We start from the raw sequence: 19,272 nt of genomic DNA, 5'->3' as shown, positions 1-19,272 counted from the left end.
ATCCCGGGGGAGGCCGCAGGCCGGGGGCGGAGCCCCTTACAGGTTGTCGGTCACGCGGAAGCCTTCGGGGATCGTGTCGCGCCCCTCCAGCACTAGATCGACCATCACCTCAGCCACTTTCGGCGCCATGCCGAAGCCGATCTTGAACCCGCCATTGGCGATGAAATGCCCCGGACGGTCGGGCCAGACGCCCAGCATCGGCGCGCGCGACTTGGCGCGCGGGCGCACCCCGGCCCAACGGTCGATCACCGGGGCTTCGGCGAGGGGCGGGCAAAGCGCGCGGGCCTTCTCGATCAGCGCGTCGAGCTGCGCATCGGTCGTGTCGGGCGCGTCGAAGTCGCGCTCGGAGGTCGACCCGATCGCTACCGTTCCATCGGAATGGGGAATGATGTGGAGGCTCTCCGCGAAGAGCTGGGGCACGTCGCCAGCCGCGTATCGGAAGAGCGCCGATTGGCCCTTCACGCCGGTGCCGACGGTTTTGCCGACCACCGCGTTCAGCTCGGCCAATCCTTCGGCGCCGGTCGCGTGGATGACCGGACCAACCTCCTCGGCCTCGTCGATCACGATCTCCGCGCCCATCGCTTTGAGCGCCGCGACCAGCGCAGCCCCGGCGGCGCGCGGATTGGCGCGCGCCGTGAGCGTGTCATGGATCACGAGCCCGGTGGGCGAGGGAGGCGCGAAGGTGCCGAACTCCGCAGCCTCGGCCACGCGCCATGTGGCGAAGCCCTGCCACAGCTCGGCCGCCCCTGCCGCACGGTCCCTGGCGCGCGCGATCTGCGCCTCATCCGCCAGCGGCTGGAGCCGCCCGAGACGCGCATAGCCCGGATCGCCGCCACCGATACGCTGCACGTCGGCCCAGAAGGCTTCCGCCATGCGCAGGCTCTCGAACTGGAACTGTTTCTTGGGGTTCCAGTTCTCCGGCACATGCGGGGCGAGCGCGCCGACATGGCCGCCCGAACTGCCCGCGCCGATGCGGCTGCGCTCGATCAGCCGGACCTTCGCGCCGCGCTTCGCTGCCTGATATGCGATCGCGAGGCCGAAGATGCCGCCGCCGCGCACGGTTATGTCGTGTCTGCCGCTTGTCATTTCGCGCCTCCTGCTTCAAGGCTGGGCCGGAGACTGTGGACTATCCCCGATGAACGCCCCTGACCAGAGCAAAGCCGATCTCGATTGGCGCGATGACCTTGTGCCGGTCTCGCGGCGGTTCGACGATCCGTATTTCAGCCTTGCGGGCGGTCTGGACGAGACGCGGCATGTGTTTCTGGCGGGCAATGATTTGCCTGCGCAGCTGCGTCCGGGTTTTCACGTGGCCGAGCTGGGCTTCGGCACGGGGCTGAACCTGCTCGCGCTGCGGCTGGCCTGCCCCGAGGACTGCCCGATCCGCTTCACCTCCTTCGAGGCCTATCCGATGGAGGCAGACGAGATCGCACGGGCGCTGGACGCATTTCCGGAGGTCGCGCCCGTGGCCGGTCCTTATCTGGAAGCCTGGGCTGCAGGGCAGCGCCAGTTTCAACTCGGTCCGGTCGCGGTGGAGATCATCGAGGGTGATGCGCGCACGGCGCTTCCCGCTTGGGACAGCGTGGCCGATGCGTGGTTCCTCGACGGGTTCTCGCCCGCGAAAAACCCCGAGCTTTGGGGCGACGATCTGATGGCCGAGGTCGGCGCCCATACGTCGCCGGGCGGCACATTCGCGACCTATACGGCGGCAGGTTTCGTGCGCCGCGCCCTCGAGGCCGCGGGCTTCGAGGTCAACCGCAGTCCGGGCTTCGGGCGCAAACGCCATATGTCGCGCGGGGTGAAACATGGTTGAACAATCGACCCGCCGCGGCATCGCGCTGATGGTCGCGGTGACCTTCATTTTCGCGCTTCAGGACGGCATCTCGCGCCATCTGGCCGAGACCTATAACGTCTATATGGCGCTGATGGTGCGCTTCTGGTTCTTCGCTGCCTTCGTGCTGGTGATCGCAGCGCGCAGCCCCGGCGGGATCAAGCGGGCGACGCGCTCGGGCCTGCCTTGGGCGCAGGTGATCCGCTCGCTCATCTTGATCACCGAGGTGGTCGTGATGGTGCAGGCCTTCGTCTATCTCGGGCTCGTCCATTCCCATGCGGTCTTCGCTTGCTACCCGCTGTTGGTCGCGGCGCTTTCCGGGCCGGTGCTGGGCGAGAAGGTCGGCTGGCGGCGCGTGGCGGCGATCGGTGTGGGCTTCATCGGGGTGCTCATCATCCTCAAGCCCGGCTTCGGTGTGTTCTCTCCCTATGCGCTGATCCCGCTGGCGGCGGCGACGCTGTTCGCGCTCTACTCGCTAATGACGCGCTATGTGGGCCGCGTCGATCCGGCCTCGGTGTCCTTCTTCTACACCGGCGTGATCGGGGCACTGGTGATCACGGCGGTCGGCATCTGGCACTGGGAGAACATGATCGCGTCCGACTGGGCATGGATGGTCGTGCTGTGCTTCACCGCCGCGACCGGGCATTTCCTGCTGATCAAGGCCTATGAGGTGGCCGAAGCGTCGGCGATCCAGCCCTTCGCCTATCTTCAACTGGTCTTCGCCTCGACTCTGGGCGTCGTCGTCTTCGGCGAGTCGCTGGAGTGGAACGTGGTGATCGGCGCGGGGGTCGTGGTCAGCGCGGGGCTCTTCACGCTCTGGCGCGCGCGGGTGGCCCAAGAGGCGTGACCGCCTCTTTCGGCTTGGTGCAAATATCCCGGGGTGAGGCCGTCAGGCCGAGGGGCAGCGCCCCTCTCCTCTTTTCATTTGTCGCCCTGCGGCGACGGGGAGGCAGCGCCCCTCAATCCGTCACGTCACCGCGCAGGATGTCGGTGAATTTCACCTCACCCTTGCCCAGCCGCGCGCGGTAAGGCGGGATCGCCTCGGAGACGCGCATGACGTAGTTGCGGGTCTCGGTGAAGGGGATCATCTCGACCCAGTCGATCACGTCGACCGTGCCGATCCGCGGATCGCCGCGATCTTCCATCCAGTTGCGCGGACGTCCGGGCCCTGCGTTGTAGCCCGAGGCGACCAGCACCGAAGACGGCCCGAACTCGTCGCGCAGCTCCGCCAGATAGGCACCGCCGAGCTTGAGATTGTAGGTCGCATCCGTCGTCAGCCGCGCCTTCTCGTAGGGCAGGCCGGTTTTATCCGCCATCATCTTCGCGGTGCCGGGCATGAGCTGCATCAGACCCTGCGCGCCCACCGGAGAGCCCACGCCGATCGCGAACTGGCTCTCGCGCCGGGCGACCGCGAGGACGACTTCTTCCGGCACGCCCAGATCGTGGCTCGTCAGCCCCGGGATCGGCCAGAGCGCCTGCGCGATGATCTCGCCCTTCAGCGCGGCGCGTTTGCCGATGATCAGCGCGAGATAGGTGTCGTCCTCCTCAAGCGCGTACTTCGTGAGCGCGCCGAAATTGCCCGGCCCGAGGCTTTCCTCGAGATGCAGCACGAAGCGCGCGCCCAGCTCGTTTTCCCCGGCCTCGTAAAGCAGCTGCGCGGCCTTGAAGACGGAAGAATGACGCAGCTTGTAGCGCCGCCAGTCGGGCAGCTCGGGGCCCTTGGCGAAATTCGTGGGCAGGGACAGGTTCAGCCGCTCCGCCGACAGGAGGCCGTAATAGGCGTCCTGATTTTCCGCGCCTTTGCGCCATGCGGCCTTGGCTTCGTCGCTGCGGCCCAGAACCTCCAGCGCGCGGCCTTGCCAATACCATGCCCGCGACGACGAGATCGGCCCGTCCACCGCCTTTTCGAGATTGTGGAAATGGCTGTAGGCCGTATCGGCGCGGCCCAGTTTCAGCGCGGCATAGCCCGCCACCCACTCGAGGTCGGCGTAATCGGCCCCACCGGGTTCCAGATGATGCGAGGAGGCGAGATCATAGGCGCGCTGGGTATTGCCCGCGCGCAGGTCCCAGCGCGACTGATAGCCGCGGAGCGTCGCCCAAAGGTCGGGGTCTTCCAGATCGGTTGCGGATTTCGACCGTTCTAGGATCAACTCTGCCGCGCCGTCCTCCAGCCCGGCGCGCCAGCGCCACATCGCGCGGTCGCGGGCAAGCCCTGCGGAGCGTTCGACCATATAGCCGGGCACGGCGGCGACGAGATCGTCCACGCCATTCTCGCGCGCCTGCAGGGCGATCCGTGCCTCGGCCACAGCCTTGGTGCCCGGCGTGACCAGACCGACCATCCGGCGCGCATCCGACAGATGCCCGCGATCGAGCATGTTCTGCATCCGCCCGCCATGATCGGCAGAGATAAGCGAAGGGTAGTCGGCGAGAAATTTCGCCTGCTCGTCTCCGTCCATCGGCAGTTGGCGCCATGCGGTCTTGGCGACTTCAGCCGCCAGCGCCTTCTGCCCCAAAGCGAGATGCGCACCGATCAACGCCAGCGCGCCGGTGCCGGTCTGCGGCGGGCCAAGTTTGAAATAGGCGATCACCTCGCGCGGCGGGATGCCGTCGAGCGTGGCCTCGCCCTTCTCGCGCAGCCACGGCATGCCGGGCCAATCGGCGCGGCGGGTGGCGAAATCGAGATAGTCGGCGAAGTCTCCTTCGCCGTCGCGCAGGCGTTTCCACTCGATGACATCGAAGCCCAGGGGGCCGACGCGGCGCGCGAGATTTTCGGCCTCGTCCCAGTTCCCGGAATTGGCCGCGGCGAAAGCGTCGGACAGCGCCGAACTCGCGGCGCGAAGCGCGGCCGGCGAGAGCGCGAAACTCGAAGCCGCAAGCGCGGCGAGGAACTGGCGTCGGATCATCATGGCTGCTCGTGGTCGCGGGTTTGTCCCTTTGATACGGGCCTCTCACAGATGGGGATGAATCACAAGTTGGCAACCGTCGCGCAACCGCCTATAACCCGGCCGATTTCCGCCGGGACGACTCACCCCCCGGCCCAACCAAAAAAAGGAGCGTGTCATGTTCAAAGGGTCTCTTCCCGCACTGGTCACGCCGTTCAAGGACGGCGAACTGGATCTGGACACGCTCAAGAAACTCGTCGAGTGGCATATCGACCAGGGCAGCCACGGCCTCGTGCCGGTCGGCACCACCGGTGAAAGCCCGACGGTGAGCCATGCCGAGCATATGACCGTCATCACCGAGGTCGTGAAAGCCGCGAAGGGGCGTATCCCGATCATCGCGGGCGCAGGCTCGAACTCGACCGCCGAAGGCGTCCGTCTGATCCAGCACGCGGCCGAAACCGGGGCCGATGCGGCGCTCGTCGTGACGCCCTATTACAACAAGCCGACGCAGCGCGGCATGATCGAGCATTACCGCGCGCTGCACGATGCCTGCGAATTGCCGATCGTGATCTACAACATTCCCGGCCGCTCGGTGATCGACATGATCCCCGAGACGATGGGCGAATTGGCCAAGCTGCCGCGCATCGTCGGCGTGAAGGACGCGACCGGCAAGCTGGAGCGGGTCTCGATGCAGCGCGCGACCTGCGGCCCCGATTTCATCCAGCTGTCCGGTGAAGACGCGACCGCGCTCGGCTTCAACGCGCATGGCGGCGTGGGCTGCATCTCGGTGACCGCGAATGTCGCGCCGAAGCTTTGCGCCGAGTTCCAGGAGGCGACGCTTGCGGGCGATTACGCCAAGGCGCTGAGCTATCAGGACAAGCTGATGCCGCTGCACATGGCGATCTTCCTCGAGCCGGGCGTTGCGGGCGCGAAATACGCGATGTCGAAGCTGGGCATGTGCTCGGCCGAAGTGCGTCTGCCGCTGACCGAGCTTCTGCCCGAGACGAAGGCCGCGATCGACGCCGCGATGGCGCATGCCGGTCTGATCTGAGGTTCCGATCCAAGCGAAGACAAGAAAACGCCGGCGCGATGAGGATCGCGCCGGCGTTTTTCATTGATGATGGGGGTTATTGCAGAGCGCTGCGCAGATCGTCCATCGCGACGGAGCTGAATTTCTGCGGCTGTTCCGACGTGCTCGGCGCGGCGGGTGCAGCGGGCGCGGCAGCTTCGGGGGCGGCGTGTTCGACTGCCGGGGCCGGTTGCGGGGCCGCGGGCTCCGCATTCGCCTCGAGCCGCGGCGTCGCCGTATCGGTCGGCGCGGGCGCATCGGTTTTCGGATGAAGATAGGCGAGGGTCACGGTGATCCGGCGGTTGGAGGGATCGCGGGGCTCTGCCGGTTTCAGCGGATCGGTGTCCGAGAGGCCCGAGACGCGGGTGATACGCTCCGGAGCGACCCCAGCCGTCACGAGCGCCCGGCGCGTCGCATTAGCGCGGTCCGAGGACAGTTCCCAGTTTCCGTAAGTGCCGCCAGCTTTCTGATAAGGGACCGAGTCGGTGTGGCCCGCGATCAGCACGTCATTGGGCAGATCGGAGAGGGCGCGCCCGAGCTGATCCATCAGCTTCAACGTCGGCCCGTCGATCTTCGCGCTGCCCGAGGCGAACATGGCTTTGCCAGCCTGATCCACGACCTCGATATTCAGCCCGTCCGGCGTGCGGCGGAACAGCACGTTTTGCTGCAGCGGGCGGAGGTCCGGGACGTGCTGGATCGCTTGCGTGATCCGGGTCTGAAGCGTCTCGAAGCGGGCGTCGTCAATAGCATGCGGCGTGGCGGCGGCGGTCTTCGCGTCGGTCGCATCTCCGGCCTCAGTCGTTGCCATTGCCGCGGCTGCGAGCTCGTCTGTCGTCGCGTCGGGCGTGGTGTCTTTGGATTTGCCGGAGGCGTTGGCCATCTCGGTCGAGGGATCGGTCGCTTGTCCGACGCCGGGATTGGCGGGGATGGCATCATTGGCACGCGAGGCGTTCAGGACGCCTTTCGGCCCGATCGTCTCGCCAGCGAGCGGACCGGTGCCACCGGGCGCCTGCATCGAGATTTTCGCCGGCGCGAAGTAATCGGCGATCCCGGTCAGTTGGTTCTCGTCCGACACCGACAGGATCCACATCAGCAGGAAGAAGGCCATCATCGCGGTCATGAAGTCCGCGTAGGCGACTTTCCACGCACCGCCATGATGCTCGGATTCGTGATCGTCATCGCTCCGCTTCACAATGATCGGCGCTTGGTTCGACCGTGCCATGGATTGCCCTTTCCCACCTCGCCGACCGGAGCCAGCTGTATTCTCAGGGCATACGTCTTCTGCAGCCCCTGACTGTGGGTTGTCGGATTAAAAATGGGCCAAAAGAGGGCGATAATCGTTCATGATCTGGAAACAAAGCCGCGCAACGGTGGCTTTGGAACCGTTTTCGGGCGGCGGGCGTTGTGCGGCCCGCGCGCGCTCAGGCGTCGTGAAGCGAGGCTTCGAGGTCGTCGCGGCTGTGCTTGCCCAAGCCGACTTTCTTGGCATAGGCCGCTTTGCGCGCCGAATAGCTGGGCGCGACAAGCGGCATATCGGCGGGCAGATTGAACAGGGTCCGATATTCGTCTTCGCTCAGCCCGTGTTCCGAGCCGAGATGGCGTTTGAGCATCTTGAAGCCGCGCCCGCAGCACAGGCAGAAGACCTTATCCTCGGTCACCGCGTCTTCAATAGGAAGCGCGGGTTGCGGGCGTGCATGGCTGGCGTTCGCCGTGGCTGTGTCCGCTGCATGAGAGGCGCTTGCCTCGCCCAGCTCCTCGCCAAACTGCGCGGAGAGCTTCGCCACGAGGTCGACCACTTGATCCGCCGTTACATCCGCGCGGGCGGCATAGGCGGCAGCCACTGTCGCGATAATGTTAGCTGCATCCGTGGGCCGATCCTTCGACATGTGGTCTCTCCAATGCTTAAATTTTGCACTATCCCCGGATTAGTAGAGAAAGTTACGTGCAACATGCGTTTCTGTCAATAAACGCGAGTGTCTGTGCTTGGGTTTCCTGCAAATACATATTTTCTGCGCAGGATTGTTCTGTTGAGTGCTTCGACTGTCCTGGCGGTGATCAATGCAGTTTGTCGCACGTGCGCCAGCGCTGCTTGGCGAGCTGATAGTCCGGGGCGCTCGTGGGATAGTCCGGCGGCAGGCCCCATTTGGCGCGATATTCCTCGAAGGTCATTCCGAGCAGGTTTTTAAGATGACGCTTCAACATCTTGATCGGGCGGCCCGTCTCCAGGCAGATCAGCCGATCAGGAAAGACACTCTCCGAAATCGGCACCGCTGGGGGGCGGGAAGTCGCGGGCGCGCCGGCGCAAGCCGTGGATTGTTGCGTCATGTCTACTCTCACATGGTTTTGTTCTTAGGGGAAAGATTGAAGAAATTCTTAAAGTTAGGTCAAAGAAATCCAATTTTTCCGCTGAACGTCCGTCGATGCGTCCTATTTCAAGGCACAGGCTGGACTTGTCTGGCAAAAACACGTGAATTATCGCATATCGCAGGGATAATAATTCGAAAATGCAAAGATGTCAGGCTCGGCGGATTTTTGCTCTGCCATCCAATCTGACGCTCGGTGTTATTCGGAAGTGACGGTGCAACGGGGATGGGCGTGAGGCCTGAGTTTCGCCCCGAAAGCGCTGAGGGATACGGGGAGTTGCCTTTTGTTTGGCTCGGACGCCATGCGGAGACAGAACGTCATCATCGTAGCGGAAGAAGGCGCTAAGCAAGGACAGTTGGCCGACTTCTTTCGCGCATGCTGCGGCTGGGAGCCTTTGCCTTTCGCAACTGCGATTGAGGCCGAGCAATATATTCTGCTGCATGGAACCCCATGTATCTTGCTGATCAGCCTTGCCGACGCAGAGGGTGCCGCGGATCTGATCCGAACTGCGCGCGTCAGTACGAAGGAGAGCCTGATCTTCTTCGTCGACTCCACTCCGGACGGAGAGCTTGCTGCCGAGATGATTCTGGCCGGCGCCGATGATGTGATCCGAGAGCCTTATTCTCAGAGGGAATTGGTCGCGCGTCTCTGGCTTCGGGCGGGCAACAGCCTGCCCATCAGCTTCCCGAGCGAAGAAAAGCGGGTCGCTCGCCTCAAGATCGACGAGGAAAACCGCCTGACCGGCCCTGATGCCGTCGAGGCGGTGCAGCTTACCCCCACGGAGGGGGAGATCATGATCGAGCTGATCCGGAGCGGCGGACGAATCGTCACGCGGGACGCGCTGTCGCGACGAATCGACAACTGCATGTGGGTCTATGGTGATCGCAAATTCGACGTTCACATCACCAAGATTCGCAAGAAGCTGCGTGACGCGTTCGGCGAGAGATATGTCGTGGAAACAGTGCGTTCGGCTGGTTACTCGTTCTACGAGATTCCCGTCGGGAAGTCGCGCAGCCTTGCAACTTCAGATTGAGTTGTTGAGTCTCTGAGACTGTTTTAGCGGTAGTCGCTGTCAAGCTATTAATTGTTAACATCTCGGCGACTGATCGTGAGCACACAATCTGTGGTCGCACCATCGACAAGCTGTGGATGATTGAGGGGGTGTCCACAACCGATAGTGTTTGAACCTAAGAAAAATAGGCTTTCCAACACTTCGCCCGTTGTCGGTCTGGGGATAACTTGGCGGTCACGGGCTCGCCGCCTTCACGTAGAATTTATCCTTACTCGCCTTACGGTTTAACAATCCTTAACCTTACCGGATCGTGAATCGCTGGTAATCTGCCGTTACTGGAATTTGGGGACTCGGGGATTAGGGATGTCCATGAAAAATAACGATTTGTTAGCGCAGATTTGGGAAGGTTCGGTGACGCAAACGTCATCGGGCGCAGGGTCTCAGGGAAGTTTGGTGGCGGCTGCGCTTCTGCCTGCGCACAGTGTTTTGCTGCGCTCGACTCGCAAGGATGCAAGCTTGCTCGTGCTGCCCGAAGCCGAAGAGCTTCTGCCGGGAATCTCGCTTGGTGATATTCTTGCGGAAGAGCTTGGAATCGAGGTGCCTTATGGAAGCCTCGTGGTGATCGAGCCGACGCAAGTCGCAGGGGTGAAGCATGGTTTTGGGGACCGTGCGATCGACCTCCGGCTGCCGGCGATGGCGTCGCCCGCACGCGGTGGCTTTTCGCTGCACGAAGATGCACGGGATCGCAGCGCGACCGCGACGGGCAGTCACCTGTGAGCGCGAAGGCCGGGGAAAACGGTCGCGATGCGTTCTGCGCTCGGTTGGCGGACCGGGCCAGTCTGACAAAGTCATGAGAATGCCGCGCCGTCTCGAGAGGCGGCGCGGCCTCCCGCAGCATTAATCCGAGGTTAACCAGAAAAGCCTCCGATTAACTTGCCTTTAATCAAGTAAAGCTTTTTCCAAGCATGCCCCCGTGGTCTTCTGTTCTTCAAGGATAGAGCGGATAGAGGCGGAGTAATGTTTGCATTGAGCTTCCGTGCTGCACTTGATGCGCCATTTCTGAATGTTGAAGAAGAACGGCAGGCCATCTCGCGCTGGCAGGAATATGGGGATCGGGACTCGCTCGAAATTCTCCTGCGCTCGCATGTCCGTCAGGCCTATGCGCAGGCGCGTCGCTGGGCGACCAATCCGGTCGAGCTCGAAGACCTCGTGGCGGAAGGGATCATCGGTCTGATGCGTGCCGCCGAGAGGTTCGACCTGACGCAGGATGTTCGATTTTCCACCTATTCGCACTGGTGGGTGATGACCTGCGTCCTAAATGCGCTCGCCCGGATCAAGACGGTGATAGATGTGCCGGCGCGGGTCTATCTCGATGCGCGGATGGGGCGGCTCGACAATCCCGAGGCGAGCCAGCTTCTGACCGGACTGGTGGCGCTGGATGCCAAGTCGTTCGACGACAGCGATGCCGAGATGATGGAAATGATGCGCAGCCCGGACCTCACACCCGAGGAACAGACTCTGGCCGCATCCGCGGCGCGCGCGGCGCATGAGGTTCTGGAAGATGCGCTGGACGATCTGGATGCGCCGGATCGCGAGATGGTGCTGCGGCGCAAACTGCAGACGCCGCCGGAATCGCTCGACGATCTGGCCCGCGATCTCGGGATGAGCCGCGAGCGCGCCCGGCAGGTCGAAAAGCGCGCGCTCATCCGGTTGAAGCGATGCCTTGAAAAGCGCGGGTTCAGCCCTGCGATGCTGAACTGAGAGGGCTGGGATGGCACGTCATCTGATGATCGCAGGACATGGGCGCGCGGGCACGACACTGTTCTACAATATGCTGCGTGAGACCCTCAAAGGGTTCGAGATCCCGCCGCGCGAGACCAGCGCACTGTCCACGATCGGGCAACCGGGCGACTGGGTCAGCAAGCGGCCGCTGGATATCTTCCAGATCGCGAATATCGCGCGGGCCAATGTCCGCAACAAGCGGATCGATCTGATCGTGCCTCTGCGCGATCCGCGCGACATCCTCGTGAGCCGTCATTCGGCGGTGCCGGACGATTACTTCATCTCGGCAGATGCGATGTATTTCATCGGCGGCGCGGATGCGCCCGCGCCGGTCATGCCGGGGCTGCTGCAGATCCACGAGGCGATCGCGATCGTGCTGAAATCCGGCATTTTCCCGCAAGGCGTCTTCCTTCTGAAATACGAAGACCTTGCCGATGATCCCGACAGGATTCAGGAGAAGTTGCGCGATGCGCTCGATCTGAAGTTCGAGGGGCACTTCTCCGATTTCGGTGCGGCCGAGATCCCGGAGGATTTGAAAGGGCCGCTCAACGGCATCCGCCCGGTCGAGAAGGCCCGCGCGAAGTGGCGCGACGAAGAACATCGGGCGCGCATCTGCGATCAATTCTCGCGCTTCCCGGTGCTGTTCGATCTGCTCGAGCAGCTTGGCTACGAAAAGAACCGCGACTGGTTCGCGCCCTTCATGGAGTGGCAGGCGGCGTCGGGGCGCCGGAGCAAGCGCTTGGGTTTAGTGTGAAGAGGACGATGAGATGGACGCGATAGCTGCGACGTTGCTGAAGACGACGGCCTCTGGCGCAGGGGCCGGGCGGAAGTCGTCATCGGAGGCGACCGGCTTCGGATCGCTTTTGCAGGGCGCGCAACCGGATGCGGGCAGTGCCGCGAAGGCGGGGGCATCGCCTGCGGCCGCCTCGCCCAAGGGTGCGACAGCGGCGATCCTCGCGGAGAATCCCGCGCTTCAGGCCGAACTGGCCGGGAAGCTGCAGAAGGTTCGGGACGGTGCGCTGGCCGAATTGGCGCAGGGCAAGCCGATCGGGGCGGTGCTGAAAGAGCTGGGCACGTCGCTCGCGACAGTGCTCGCCGAATTCGACGCCGCGCATGGCACGAAATTGCAGGAAGCTCTCGCCCAAGCGCTAAAAGGGATGCCGCTGCAAACTGGCGGTACGGAGGCAAAGCCCGCTTCGGATCATGCGCACGACCAAAGCGACACGATCGACGAGGTCTTTGCGAGCCTTCTGGTCTCGCTCGGTCTGCAAGCGAAGCCACCTGCGGCTGCATTGCCGCAAAAGGGCGGCGCGCGGACCCAATCGGTCGCCGGTCTCATGCCCGCGCCCTCCGCTGGCGACCAGTCATCTCTGACGAAACAGCCGAAGCCTGAGGCACCGCAGACGCAGTCGCAGATCATCACATCCGTTCCGCAGGGGCTGGCCGGGGCAGTGCCCGCGCCACTTGCGCCGGAGGTCCCGCAGAACGACATGGACCCGCGCGTGCGCGCCGTTCTGGAAGCGGCCGCGAAAGGCGCGGGGAAGACCGGCAAGGCCGAGGCGCAGGCCGCACTGCTGCCCGCCGCGCCGAGCAAAGCCGACCCCAGACCGACACAGCCATTCGCCGAGGCCGCCCGCGCCGGGGCGCTGCCCGATGCGGCCGTGGCACGGCTCACGCAGCATGACGCAAGTCACGCAGCCCGCAGCGAGGCTGCGGCGCAACCGGGGCAGACGGCCCAGCCCTCGCCGCGCTTTGCGGCCTTTGTCGCGACGCAGCTCCGCCGCGCCGATCTGCAGGAGGGACGCACCCGCGTGGCCCTGACCCCGCGCGGTCTGGGCGATATCGAGATCGACGTGGAGCGCGACAAGCGCGGTCAGGTCAACGTGGTCGTTCGGGCCGAAAGTCCGGCGGTGCTGAGCGCATTGCGCGGGGATCGCGAGACGCTCGCGGCGATCCTGGCGGGGCAGGGCTTGCAGATGGATAGCGGCACGCTCGATTTCGAGCAATTCGGCGGTCATGACGAAGGCGAAGAAGAACGCTCCTCCGGCCAAGGCGCGAGCATTGACGAAGAGGTCCCCGTGCTGGGCGCCGATTGGCAGCCCACCATCGACGACGGACAACTGGATATCAGGACCTGAGGAGCTACAGATGAGCATTTCCCCGACAAGCACCACGCCGACCGCGGCCACGACCGATGCCGCGACGAACACCGCGCAGTCGAAGCTCTCGGCGGATTACAACAGCTTCCTCCAGCTGCTGACGGCGCAGATCAAAAATCAGGATCCGCTGAAGCCGATGGACTCGACGCAATTCGTCTCGCAGCTGGCGCAGCTCAGTCAGGTCGAGCAATCAGTGCAGACCAATACCAACCTCAAGACCATCGACGCCAAGTTGAGCGCGATCGGCGGGATGTCGGATGTGGCCCTGATGGGCAAGACGGTGTCGCTCGCCTCCGACCGGATCGAGCTGCGCGACGGTCAGGCCAGCACCAGCTACGAGCTTGCCGCACCCGCCGACAAGGTGACCGCGATCATCAAGACAGAGGACGGGACCGAACTGCGCCGGATCACAGGCCTGCCCGGACGTTCGGGCGAGAAGATCGCGCTGAATTGGGATGGGCGCGATTCCGCGGGGCTGCCGGTGCCCGATGACACGTTCCGGGTCGAGATCGACGCGCAGGATACCAATGGCAATGCGGTTTCCTATGACACCTATCCCAGCACGCAGGTCGAGCAGGTGCGGTTCTCGTCGCAGGGGCAGTCGTTGGTTCTGCGCAACGGCGAGGAAGTGCCCAGCTCGCTCATCGTTGCGGTGTCGGGCTGACGCGAGTGTCCCCCGGCGCGGTGCGCGGCGGGGGCTTTCCTATCCTTGCTTGAATGGCGCCGCGCTGTTCGCCTTCGCCGCCTCTAAGCCGGACACACGGTCCTTGAGGCCACGCTCGAGCAGCGGGACGAGCTCGTCAGGCGTGACCGTATCGGGGTCGAAGATCCGATTATCCGCGAGTCTGGTCAGCAGATCGAGCGTCTCGTCGCGCAGTTTTGGCACGAGCGCCGGACCATCGGGAAGCTCTTTGCCCTTCAGCACCAGCGTCACATCGACCGTCAGATAGCTGACCTCGCGGGCCCGGAAGATCGGAACCGTGATCGCCCCCAACGCGATGTCGCGCGGGGCAGGCTCGGGCGGGGCTTCGGGCGCTTTGGGCCCCGGCGCGATCTGGCTGCCGCCAAGATAGCCCAGGCCCGCCGCGACGATCGGCACCACCACTATGAGCAGCACGAGTGTTCTCCAGCGCGGCATCGGTCGCGCTCAGTAGGGCAGGACGACGTCGAGCGCGTCTTCCCCGTAGCGGGGCTGTTGCACCTTGCTGATCTGGCCGCGCCCGCCATAGGAGATGCGCGCCTCGGCGATCTTCTCGTAGGGGATGGTGTTGTCCATCCGGATGTCTTCGGGACGGATGATCCCGGCCACACGCAATTCGCGCAGCTCGTGATTGACCTTCACCTCCTGGCGTCCGGCGATCACGAAATTCCCGTTTTGCAGCTTCCGGATCACGAGGGCTGCGACCTTGAGGCTGATCGTCTCGTTGCGCTTGATCGAGCCGCTTCCGTTGGAGGTCGATTGCGAGCTGAGATCGACGATGTTGCTGCCCGTGGGCAGGTCTTTCTCGCTGACGCCGGGCAGGATCTTCGCGATCTTGCCGCCATAGCCGAGGAAGGTCGGGAAGCCGACGCTCTGGCTGCCGTCGCGGCTGCGCTGGGAAGCGTTCTGAAGCTGCGCCTCGTCGTTGATGTCGATATCGACGGTCAGCAGGTCGCCCACCTTGTCGGCGCGCTGATCGCCGAAGAAGCCGGTGGAGCCGGTCTGCCAGAGCGACGCGGCCTCGGCCCGTTGCGGTATGCGCGTAGGCTCCAGTGGCGGCATCGGAACGCTGACCCGGTTCACTTCTGGGATCGTGTCTCCATCGACGACCATGTCGCTCACTTTCGGGTCGCGCTCGAAGGCCGTGCCGGGACCGCAGGCGGCCAGCGCGAGCATCGGCAGGATGTAGAACGGATGTCTCACTTCTGAATCTCCACTTTGCCGTCGGGCTTGGCGATGCCTTCGACAATCTTGTTGCTTACGAGATTGACCACGCGCACCGACTGATCCGCATGGGCGTCGGAGATCGCCTTGCCGGGCGCGGTCAGCGACATCGGGCCTTTCGAATATTCGATCGAGACCGGGTCGCCGCGCGAGATGATGACTGGCTCGGTGATCGACTGGCTCATCACCGGGCGTCCGCGCGCCAAGACGCGCCGAACCTGCATCCCGGCCAGGTGGTCGAGCTGTGTCACGGCATAGGCGCCGACTTGGCCATAGGGGAGGTCGACCATCTGGAAATCGTCGCCCGACAGGATCGCGCCGGGGAGGATCTGCTGCGTCGGGACAGGAACGGGCACGTTTAGCAGTGCAAGCCCCGCGAGGCGGCGCACGTCGCCCGACGCCTCCACCGCATTCGCGAGAAACTGCCCCGTGGAGCGGTCCATCCAGAAATCGCTGATCATCTCTGCGTCGCCCGGATCGCTGTCTTGCAGCGTGATCTCGAAATGGCCGCTCGGCGGCATCTCGAGGCCCCAGGACTGCTCCGCCTTCTCGGCGATGAGTACCCGCACGGATTCCGCGCTCGCGGGACCGGCGAGAAGCGCGGTGACGAGCGTGGCGAGAACGGCAGTCGCAGAGGCGAATTTCGGGATCATGGCATCACTTGATCTGGTTCGAGGTGGACATCATCTGGTCGGCCGTCTCGATCGCCTTGGAGTTCATCTCATAGGCGCGCTGCGCCGAGATCAGGTCGGTGATCTGCTGGATGATGTTGACGTTGGAGCTCTCAAGGTAACCCTGACGCAGGATGCCGACGCCCGGATCGCCCGGCAGCGCCTCGGTCGGATCGCCCGAGGCGGTCGTCGCCTGTAGAAGGTTGTTGCCCAGCGGTTTCATCCCCGCCTCGTTGACGAAGGTCGACATCGTGATCTGGCCGATCTGCACCGGGGTCGGGTCTTTGCCGACATAAGCCATCACGAGGCCCTGCTGGTTGATCTCGACATTGGTGGTGTTGGCTGGAACGTTGATGCCGGGCGCGACCTCATAGCCGTCCATCGACACGATCTGGCCCTCGGGGCTCAGCTGGAAGGTGCCGGCCCTGGTGTAGGCCTGACTGCCATCGGGCATGTTGAGGGTGAAGTACCCGCCGCCGTCGATCGCGAGATCGAGCTGGTTTTCGGTCTGCACCAGACCGCCTTGCGTGTTGAGCCGCACCACGCCCGCGCTTTGCACGCCGAGGCCGATATCGACGCCTACAGGGCGCGCGGTCCCGTCGGCGGAGGTCAGCGAGCCTTCGCGTTGCAGCGACTGGTAGACCAGATCCTGAAACGCGGCGCGGCTGCTCTTGTAGCCGGTGGTGTTCGCGTTCGCGATGTTATTCGAGATCACGTCCACATTGGTCTGCTGGGCCAGCATCCCCGTCGCGGCAATTCCAAGTGCTCTCATGGTTCAGCTCCTTTTCGCGCCGGTCAGACTTTGCCAAGCCTGCGCAGTGTTTCCTGACGAAGGGTGTTCTGTTCATCCATCAACTTCACCGCCCGCTCGTAGGAGCGCTGGATGTCCATCATCCGGGTCATCTCGACCACCGGTTGAACATTGCTCTCCTCAACGAAGCCCTGCGCGACCTGCGTCGTGTCAGACGGGGTGAAGGCGGGGGCGGCACCTCCGGGCGCGGCAAAGAGGCCGCCGCCCAGCCGGTTGAAGCTTTGGATGTCGGGCACGGTGAACATGCCCAGCGTGCCGATGGTGCCGCTATTGGGCCCCGAGATCGTGCCGTCGCGGGAGATCGTGATCTTCTCGCCCGGCGGGATCGCGATCGGCGCGCCGCCCCGGTCGAGAACCTTATTGCCCGTCAGCGTCACGAGATTGCCCTGCGGGTCTACGGCCAGCCGCCCGTCGCGGCCAAACGCCGTCTGGCCCTCGGGCGTGGTATAGGCGAGCCAGCCGTCCCCGTTCAGCGCGACATCGAGCGGGTTGGACGTCTTGGTCAGCGAGCCCTGGCGGTCATCGAGATAGGAGCCCTTGTCGAGCACGTAGCTCACGTCATCCTCGGGGCCCGCATTGCCCTTCGAGTTGTAGCTCTCGGTCAGCGAGCGTTCCGCCTTGAAGCCAGCCGTGTTGGCATTGGCCATGTTGTTGGCCGAAATGTCGAGGCTGCGCCACAGCGTCGAGGCGAGGGATAGAGAGACGTAATTTGAGCTATCCATGAATTTCCGTCCGCGAGAATGGATCTTGTGGCTTTGTGCTTGGATCGCTGCCAATTTCCACTCAATAATGTTTGCTAATCTTAGAATAATCAATACTATTCTTTAATACGCAAAGGAATTCTGATGCGTTTGGGCAAGAGGTGATGGAATTGCGAGGCGGTTTTCCCTTCATGGGCGGCGTTTTGGCGCTCTGTCTTCTGTGCGGCGGCGCTGCGGCGGAGACGCTGCCCGCGCCTCCTCCTTTCGATTTCGCGCAATACACACAGGCGGGGTTCCTAGCGGATCGCGATGCGCTGGCCGCTGGCGTTGCCGCAGCCGAGCCGGGACCCTCGCGCGCCATTGCGCGGCTCGATCTTGCGGAATTCTATCTCGCCCATGTCATGCTTCCCGAGGGGCGCTCGCTGCTGGGCGACGAGATGCCCGACGGTTTGATCCCGGCAGAGCAGGCTCGCTGGCGCGCGATTGCGGCCGGGTTCAGCATCATGGAAGGGACGGGGGTGCCGACTGGCACCCTCCTGCCGAATGCCGACTGGGCGAACTGGCAGGACTATCACCTCTGGGCGGCGCTGAACGCGATCACGCAGGGCGACGCGGTAGAGCTTGAAGGCAATCTCGCGGGTGCGGCTGACCGACTTCCGACCAATCCGCCCGTTTTCGTCGAGGCCTGCCTGCCCGCGCTTCTGGAAGGCGCGATCGCGGTCAGGAAATGGCCGCTGGCCCAGCGGCTGAGCCGGGATTTCGATAACTACCCCGAGCTGAAATCGCAGCCTGTCTATAGCTTCCTTATTGGGCGAGTGGCGGAGCAATCGCATCATCCCGACAAGGCCTATGCCGCGTATCGCGAAGCGGCGAAGGGGCAGGATCGTTACGCGCAGCGGGCGCGGCTTGCGTTGGTCAGTTTGGGGCTCGAGCATGGAGCGCTGACGCCCGACCAAGGTTTGTCGATGCTCGCCGAGGCTAACCTTGCGTGGCGCGGCGACAGGTTCGACCTTCAGGCGCTCGAACAGCGCGCGCATCTGGGCGAGACTTCCGGCCACGATGTGGATGCGCTGATTGCCTATGGCGAGATCCTTACCCGGTTTCCCGAGCGTCCGCAGGCGCGCGCGGCGGCGCAGGCCGCCGACAAGCTGCTCAAGGCGTTTTATGCGAAGGGCGCGGCGGGGAAGATTTCGCTCACGGATTTTGCCGAGGGGCATCAGCGGTTGGAGGCCTATTACGAGGTCCGTCCCGATTTTCAGGCCTATGCCGAGCAATACGCGGATCGCCTGCTGGAGCTGGGCGCGACGACGCAGGCCGCCACGGAATATCGCAAGATCCGGGAAGCGCTGAGCGCACAGCGCAAGGACAACCCCGAGGCGGTGTCGCAAGACAGGATGGCTTATCTGGCGCTGCGCGAGGCGGAGGCGCTTGCGCGCGGGGGGCAATTCGCCCGCGCTGCCAAGGTGTTGGAGGCCTCCGAGCGCCCCGCCGATGCGCAGGAGCTGAACCAGTTCAACGCGCTACAAGCCCGCGTTCTGGCCGAGGCCGGGAAGACCGACGCGGCCTTGGAGGCCAAGGTGACCTCGCACTCGGCCGATCATCTGCGGCTTCAGGCGCGGCTCCACTGGAAGAAGGGCGATTGGAAGGCGGCGACCCAGTCCTATCGCGAGTTGTGGAAGAAGGCCCCGGACGATTTCTCCGAGACCGACGCGGTCGAGTTGCTGCTGGCCGCCTACCGGTCGGGCGACCTGACCACCGCCCGCAGCGTTGCCGAGGTCTTCCCGCGTCTGGCGGGGCGTGAGGATCTGAACAAGCTCGTCGCAAGCCTTCTGGCGGAGCCCGCCAAGCTCAGCCCACTGATGGACTCGGCTGCGCGGGACCGGCTGCGCAAGGCGAATGACGCGCTTGAGATGGTTGGGTCGGAGGCGAAGCAAGCTGGCGGGTAGATATCTTTGCTATGCATTGCCCCTCACCAACATCGTCAAAGACAAAACGCAGATATTTTTAACTCCAGTTAAACATCAGTCGCATATCTCCTAGATAGGACCCCCTTCTCTTCGGACATGAGA

20 protein-coding genes are annotated in these 19,272 nt (G+C 64.0%); 10 read left to right on the top strand and 10 right to left on the bottom strand.

Annotated elements, in window-relative coordinates; translation table 11 throughout:
- Window positions 1–36: 36 nt before the first annotated feature.
- Window positions 37–1,086, bottom strand: coding sequence for an NAD(P)/FAD-dependent oxidoreductase (locus BMI91_RS06725; RefSeq protein WP_078604363.1), 1,050 nt, complete (start codon window positions 1,084–1,086; stop codon window positions 37–39).
- Window positions 1,087–1,135: 49 nt separating this feature from the next.
- Here BMI91_RS06725 and mnmC2 point away from each other — a divergent pair, with 49 nt between their 5' ends.
- On the top strand, window positions 1,136–1,810 hold the full coding sequence (gene mnmC2, locus BMI91_RS06720; RefSeq protein ID WP_078604362.1) for a tRNA (5-methylaminomethyl-2-thiouridine)(34)-methyltransferase MnmC2: 675 nt from the start codon (window positions 1,136–1,138) through the stop codon (window positions 1,808–1,810).
- A complete protein-coding gene (locus BMI91_RS06715) occupies window positions 1,803–2,675 on the top strand; it encodes a DMT family transporter (RefSeq protein WP_078604361.1) in 873 nt (290 codons plus the stop codon). Before mnmC2 ends, BMI91_RS06715 begins: the two co-directional genes overlap by 8 nt.
- Before the next feature lie 112 nt (window positions 2,676–2,787).
- On the opposite strand, the gene BMI91_RS06710 is transcribed toward BMI91_RS06715, so the two are convergent.
- Window positions 2,788–4,734, bottom strand: a complete 1,947-nt coding sequence (locus BMI91_RS06710) for a lytic transglycosylase domain-containing protein (protein WP_078604360.1) — start codon at window positions 4,732–4,734, stop codon at window positions 2,788–2,790.
- 154 nt (window positions 4,735–4,888) lie between these two features.
- Here BMI91_RS06710 and dapA point away from each other — a divergent pair, with 154 nt between their 5' ends.
- Window positions 4,889–5,761, top strand: coding sequence for a 4-hydroxy-tetrahydrodipicolinate synthase (dapA, locus tag BMI91_RS06705; RefSeq protein WP_078545113.1), 873 nt, complete (start codon window positions 4,889–4,891; stop codon window positions 5,759–5,761).
- A 76-nt stretch (window positions 5,762–5,837) separates the two neighbouring features.
- On the opposite strand, the gene BMI91_RS06700 is transcribed toward dapA, so the two are convergent.
- The 3 genes from BMI91_RS06700 to BMI91_RS06690 form a co-directional block, all read right to left on the bottom strand.
- Window positions 5,838–7,001 carry a flagellar motor protein MotB gene (locus BMI91_RS06700; protein ID WP_078604359.1) on the bottom strand — a complete coding sequence of 388 codons (1,164 nt, stop codon included), beginning with the start codon at window positions 6,999–7,001 and terminating at the stop codon, window positions 5,838–5,840.
- Between the two features lie 199 nt (window positions 7,002–7,200).
- A complete protein-coding gene (locus BMI91_RS06695; RefSeq protein WP_078545118.1) occupies window positions 7,201–7,665 on the bottom strand; it encodes a Ros/MucR family transcriptional regulator in 465 nt (154 codons plus the stop codon).
- 169 nt (window positions 7,666–7,834) lie between these two features.
- Complete coding sequence (locus BMI91_RS06690) at window positions 7,835–8,104, bottom strand: MucR family transcriptional regulator (protein WP_078604358.1); 270 nt, start codon at window positions 8,102–8,104, stop codon at window positions 7,835–7,837.
- A gap of 322 nt (window positions 8,105–8,426) precedes the next feature.
- On the opposite strand from BMI91_RS06690, the gene BMI91_RS06685 reads away from it, so the two are divergent.
- The 6 genes from BMI91_RS06685 (at window position 8,427) to BMI91_RS06660 (ending at window position 13,760) form a co-directional block, all read left to right on the top strand.
- Window positions 8,427–9,176, top strand: a complete 750-nt coding sequence (locus BMI91_RS06685) for a winged helix-turn-helix transcriptional regulator (RefSeq protein ID WP_078604357.1) — start codon at window positions 8,427–8,429, stop codon at window positions 9,174–9,176.
- Window positions 9,177–9,524: 348 nt separating this feature from the next.
- Window positions 9,525–9,932 carry a hypothetical protein gene (locus BMI91_RS06680; RefSeq protein ID WP_146684022.1) on the top strand — a complete coding sequence of 136 codons (408 nt, stop codon included), beginning with the start codon at window positions 9,525–9,527 and terminating at the stop codon, window positions 9,930–9,932.
- A gap of 240 nt (window positions 9,933–10,172) precedes the next feature.
- A complete protein-coding gene (locus tag BMI91_RS06675) occupies window positions 10,173–10,916 on the top strand; it encodes a sigma-70 family RNA polymerase sigma factor (protein WP_078604355.1) in 744 nt (247 codons plus the stop codon).
- Between the two features lie 10 nt (window positions 10,917–10,926).
- The gene (locus tag BMI91_RS06670; protein ID WP_078604354.1) at window positions 10,927–11,691 is read left to right on the top strand and encodes a sulfotransferase family protein; all 765 of its coding nucleotides are present in this window, start codon (window positions 10,927–10,929) and stop codon (window positions 11,689–11,691) included.
- Window positions 11,692–11,704: 13 nt separating this feature from the next.
- Window positions 11,705–13,075, top strand: a complete 1,371-nt coding sequence (locus tag BMI91_RS06665; protein WP_078604353.1) for a flagellar hook-length control protein FliK — start codon at window positions 11,705–11,707, stop codon at window positions 13,073–13,075.
- Window positions 13,076–13,085: 10 nt separating this feature from the next.
- On the top strand, window positions 13,086–13,760 hold the full coding sequence (locus tag BMI91_RS06660) for a flagellar hook assembly protein FlgD (protein WP_158522109.1): 675 nt from the start codon (window positions 13,086–13,088) through the stop codon (window positions 13,758–13,760).
- 39 nt (window positions 13,761–13,799) lie between these two features.
- On the opposite strand, the gene BMI91_RS06655 is transcribed toward BMI91_RS06660, so the two are convergent.
- From BMI91_RS06655 to flgF, 5 genes are read right to left on the bottom strand one after another with little or no spacing between them, the layout of a single operon-like run.
- Window positions 13,800–14,234: a hypothetical protein gene (locus BMI91_RS06655; RefSeq protein ID WP_146684020.1), complete on the bottom strand. Its 435-nt coding sequence runs from the start codon at window positions 14,232–14,234 to the stop codon at window positions 13,800–13,802.
- Window positions 14,235–14,243: 9 nt separating this feature from the next.
- Window positions 14,244–14,999 carry a flagellar basal body L-ring protein FlgH gene (flgH, locus tag BMI91_RS06650; RefSeq protein WP_341853191.1) on the bottom strand — a complete coding sequence of 252 codons (756 nt, stop codon included), beginning with the start codon at window positions 14,997–14,999 and terminating at the stop codon, window positions 14,244–14,246.
- Window positions 14,996–15,673, bottom strand: coding sequence for a flagellar basal body P-ring formation chaperone FlgA (flgA, locus tag BMI91_RS06645; protein ID WP_078545138.1), 678 nt, complete (start codon window positions 15,671–15,673; stop codon window positions 14,996–14,998). Before flgA ends, flgH begins: the two co-directional genes overlap by 4 nt.
- Before the next feature lie 4 nt (window positions 15,674–15,677).
- On the bottom strand, window positions 15,678–16,463 hold the full coding sequence (gene flgG / locus BMI91_RS06640) for a flagellar basal-body rod protein FlgG (protein WP_078571508.1): 786 nt from the start codon (window positions 16,461–16,463) through the stop codon (window positions 15,678–15,680).
- A gap of 23 nt (window positions 16,464–16,486) precedes the next feature.
- Window positions 16,487–17,224: a flagellar basal-body rod protein FlgF gene (gene flgF, locus BMI91_RS06635; protein WP_078604350.1), complete on the bottom strand. Its 738-nt coding sequence runs from the start codon at window positions 17,222–17,224 to the stop codon at window positions 16,487–16,489.
- Window positions 17,225–17,367: 143 nt separating this feature from the next.
- On the opposite strand from flgF, the gene BMI91_RS06630 reads away from it, so the two are divergent.
- Entirely contained in the window at window positions 17,368–19,149 is a 1,782-nt protein-coding gene (locus BMI91_RS06630; RefSeq protein ID WP_078604349.1) for a tetratricopeptide repeat protein, read from the top strand.
- Window positions 19,150–19,272: the final 123 nt, after the last annotated feature.

Source organism: Thioclava sediminum (assembly GCF_002020355.1).
Lineage (GTDB): Bacteria > Pseudomonadota > Alphaproteobacteria > Rhodobacterales > Rhodobacteraceae > Thioclava > Thioclava sediminum.
Note: the sequence above shows the minus strand (reverse complement) of the source record. Positions and strands in the feature narration are given on the sequence as shown.

Coding starts and splice junctions, on each gene's coding strand:
- BMI91_RS06725 (WP_078604363.1), bottom strand. CDS start 1,086: ATGACAAGCGGCAGACACGACATAACCGTGCGCGGCGGCGGCATCTTC.
- mnmC2 (WP_078604362.1), top strand. CDS start 1,136: ATGAACGCCCCTGACCAGAGCAAAGCCGATCTCGATTGGCGCGATGAC.
- BMI91_RS06715 (WP_078604361.1), top strand. CDS start 1,803: ATGGTTGAACAATCGACCCGCCGCGGCATCGCGCTGATGGTCGCGGTG.
- BMI91_RS06710 (WP_078604360.1), bottom strand. CDS start 4,734: ATGATGATCCGACGCCAGTTCCTCGCCGCGCTTGCGGCTTCGAGTTTC.
- dapA (WP_078545113.1), top strand. CDS start 4,889: ATGTTCAAAGGGTCTCTTCCCGCACTGGTCACGCCGTTCAAGGACGGC.
- BMI91_RS06700 (WP_078604359.1), bottom strand. CDS start 7,001: ATGGCACGGTCGAACCAAGCGCCGATCATTGTGAAGCGGAGCGATGAC.
- BMI91_RS06695 (WP_078545118.1), bottom strand. CDS start 7,665: ATGTCGAAGGATCGGCCCACGGATGCAGCTAACATTATCGCGACAGTG.
- BMI91_RS06690 (WP_078604358.1), bottom strand. CDS start 8,104: ATGACGCAACAATCCACGGCTTGCGCCGGCGCGCCCGCGACTTCCCGC.
- BMI91_RS06680 (WP_146684022.1), top strand. CDS start 9,525: ATGAAAAATAACGATTTGTTAGCGCAGATTTGGGAAGGTTCGGTGACG.
- BMI91_RS06675 (WP_078604355.1), top strand. CDS start 10,173: ATGTTTGCATTGAGCTTCCGTGCTGCACTTGATGCGCCATTTCTGAAT.
- BMI91_RS06670 (WP_078604354.1), top strand. CDS start 10,927: ATGGCACGTCATCTGATGATCGCAGGACATGGGCGCGCGGGCACGACA.
- BMI91_RS06665 (WP_078604353.1), top strand. CDS start 11,705: ATGGACGCGATAGCTGCGACGTTGCTGAAGACGACGGCCTCTGGCGCA.
- BMI91_RS06660 (WP_158522109.1), top strand. CDS start 13,086: ATGAGCATTTCCCCGACAAGCACCACGCCGACCGCGGCCACGACCGAT.
- BMI91_RS06655 (WP_146684020.1), bottom strand. CDS start 14,234: ATGCCGCGCTGGAGAACACTCGTGCTGCTCATAGTGGTGGTGCCGATC.
- flgA (WP_078545138.1), bottom strand. CDS start 15,673: ATGATCCCGAAATTCGCCTCTGCGACTGCCGTTCTCGCCACGCTCGTC.
- flgG (WP_078571508.1), bottom strand. CDS start 16,463: ATGAGAGCACTTGGAATTGCCGCGACGGGGATGCTGGCCCAGCAGACC.
- flgF (WP_078604350.1), bottom strand. CDS start 17,224: ATGGATAGCTCAAATTACGTCTCTCTATCCCTCGCCTCGACGCTGTGG.
- BMI91_RS06630 (WP_078604349.1), top strand. CDS start 17,368: ATGGAATTGCGAGGCGGTTTTCCCTTCATGGGCGGCGTTTTGGCGCTC.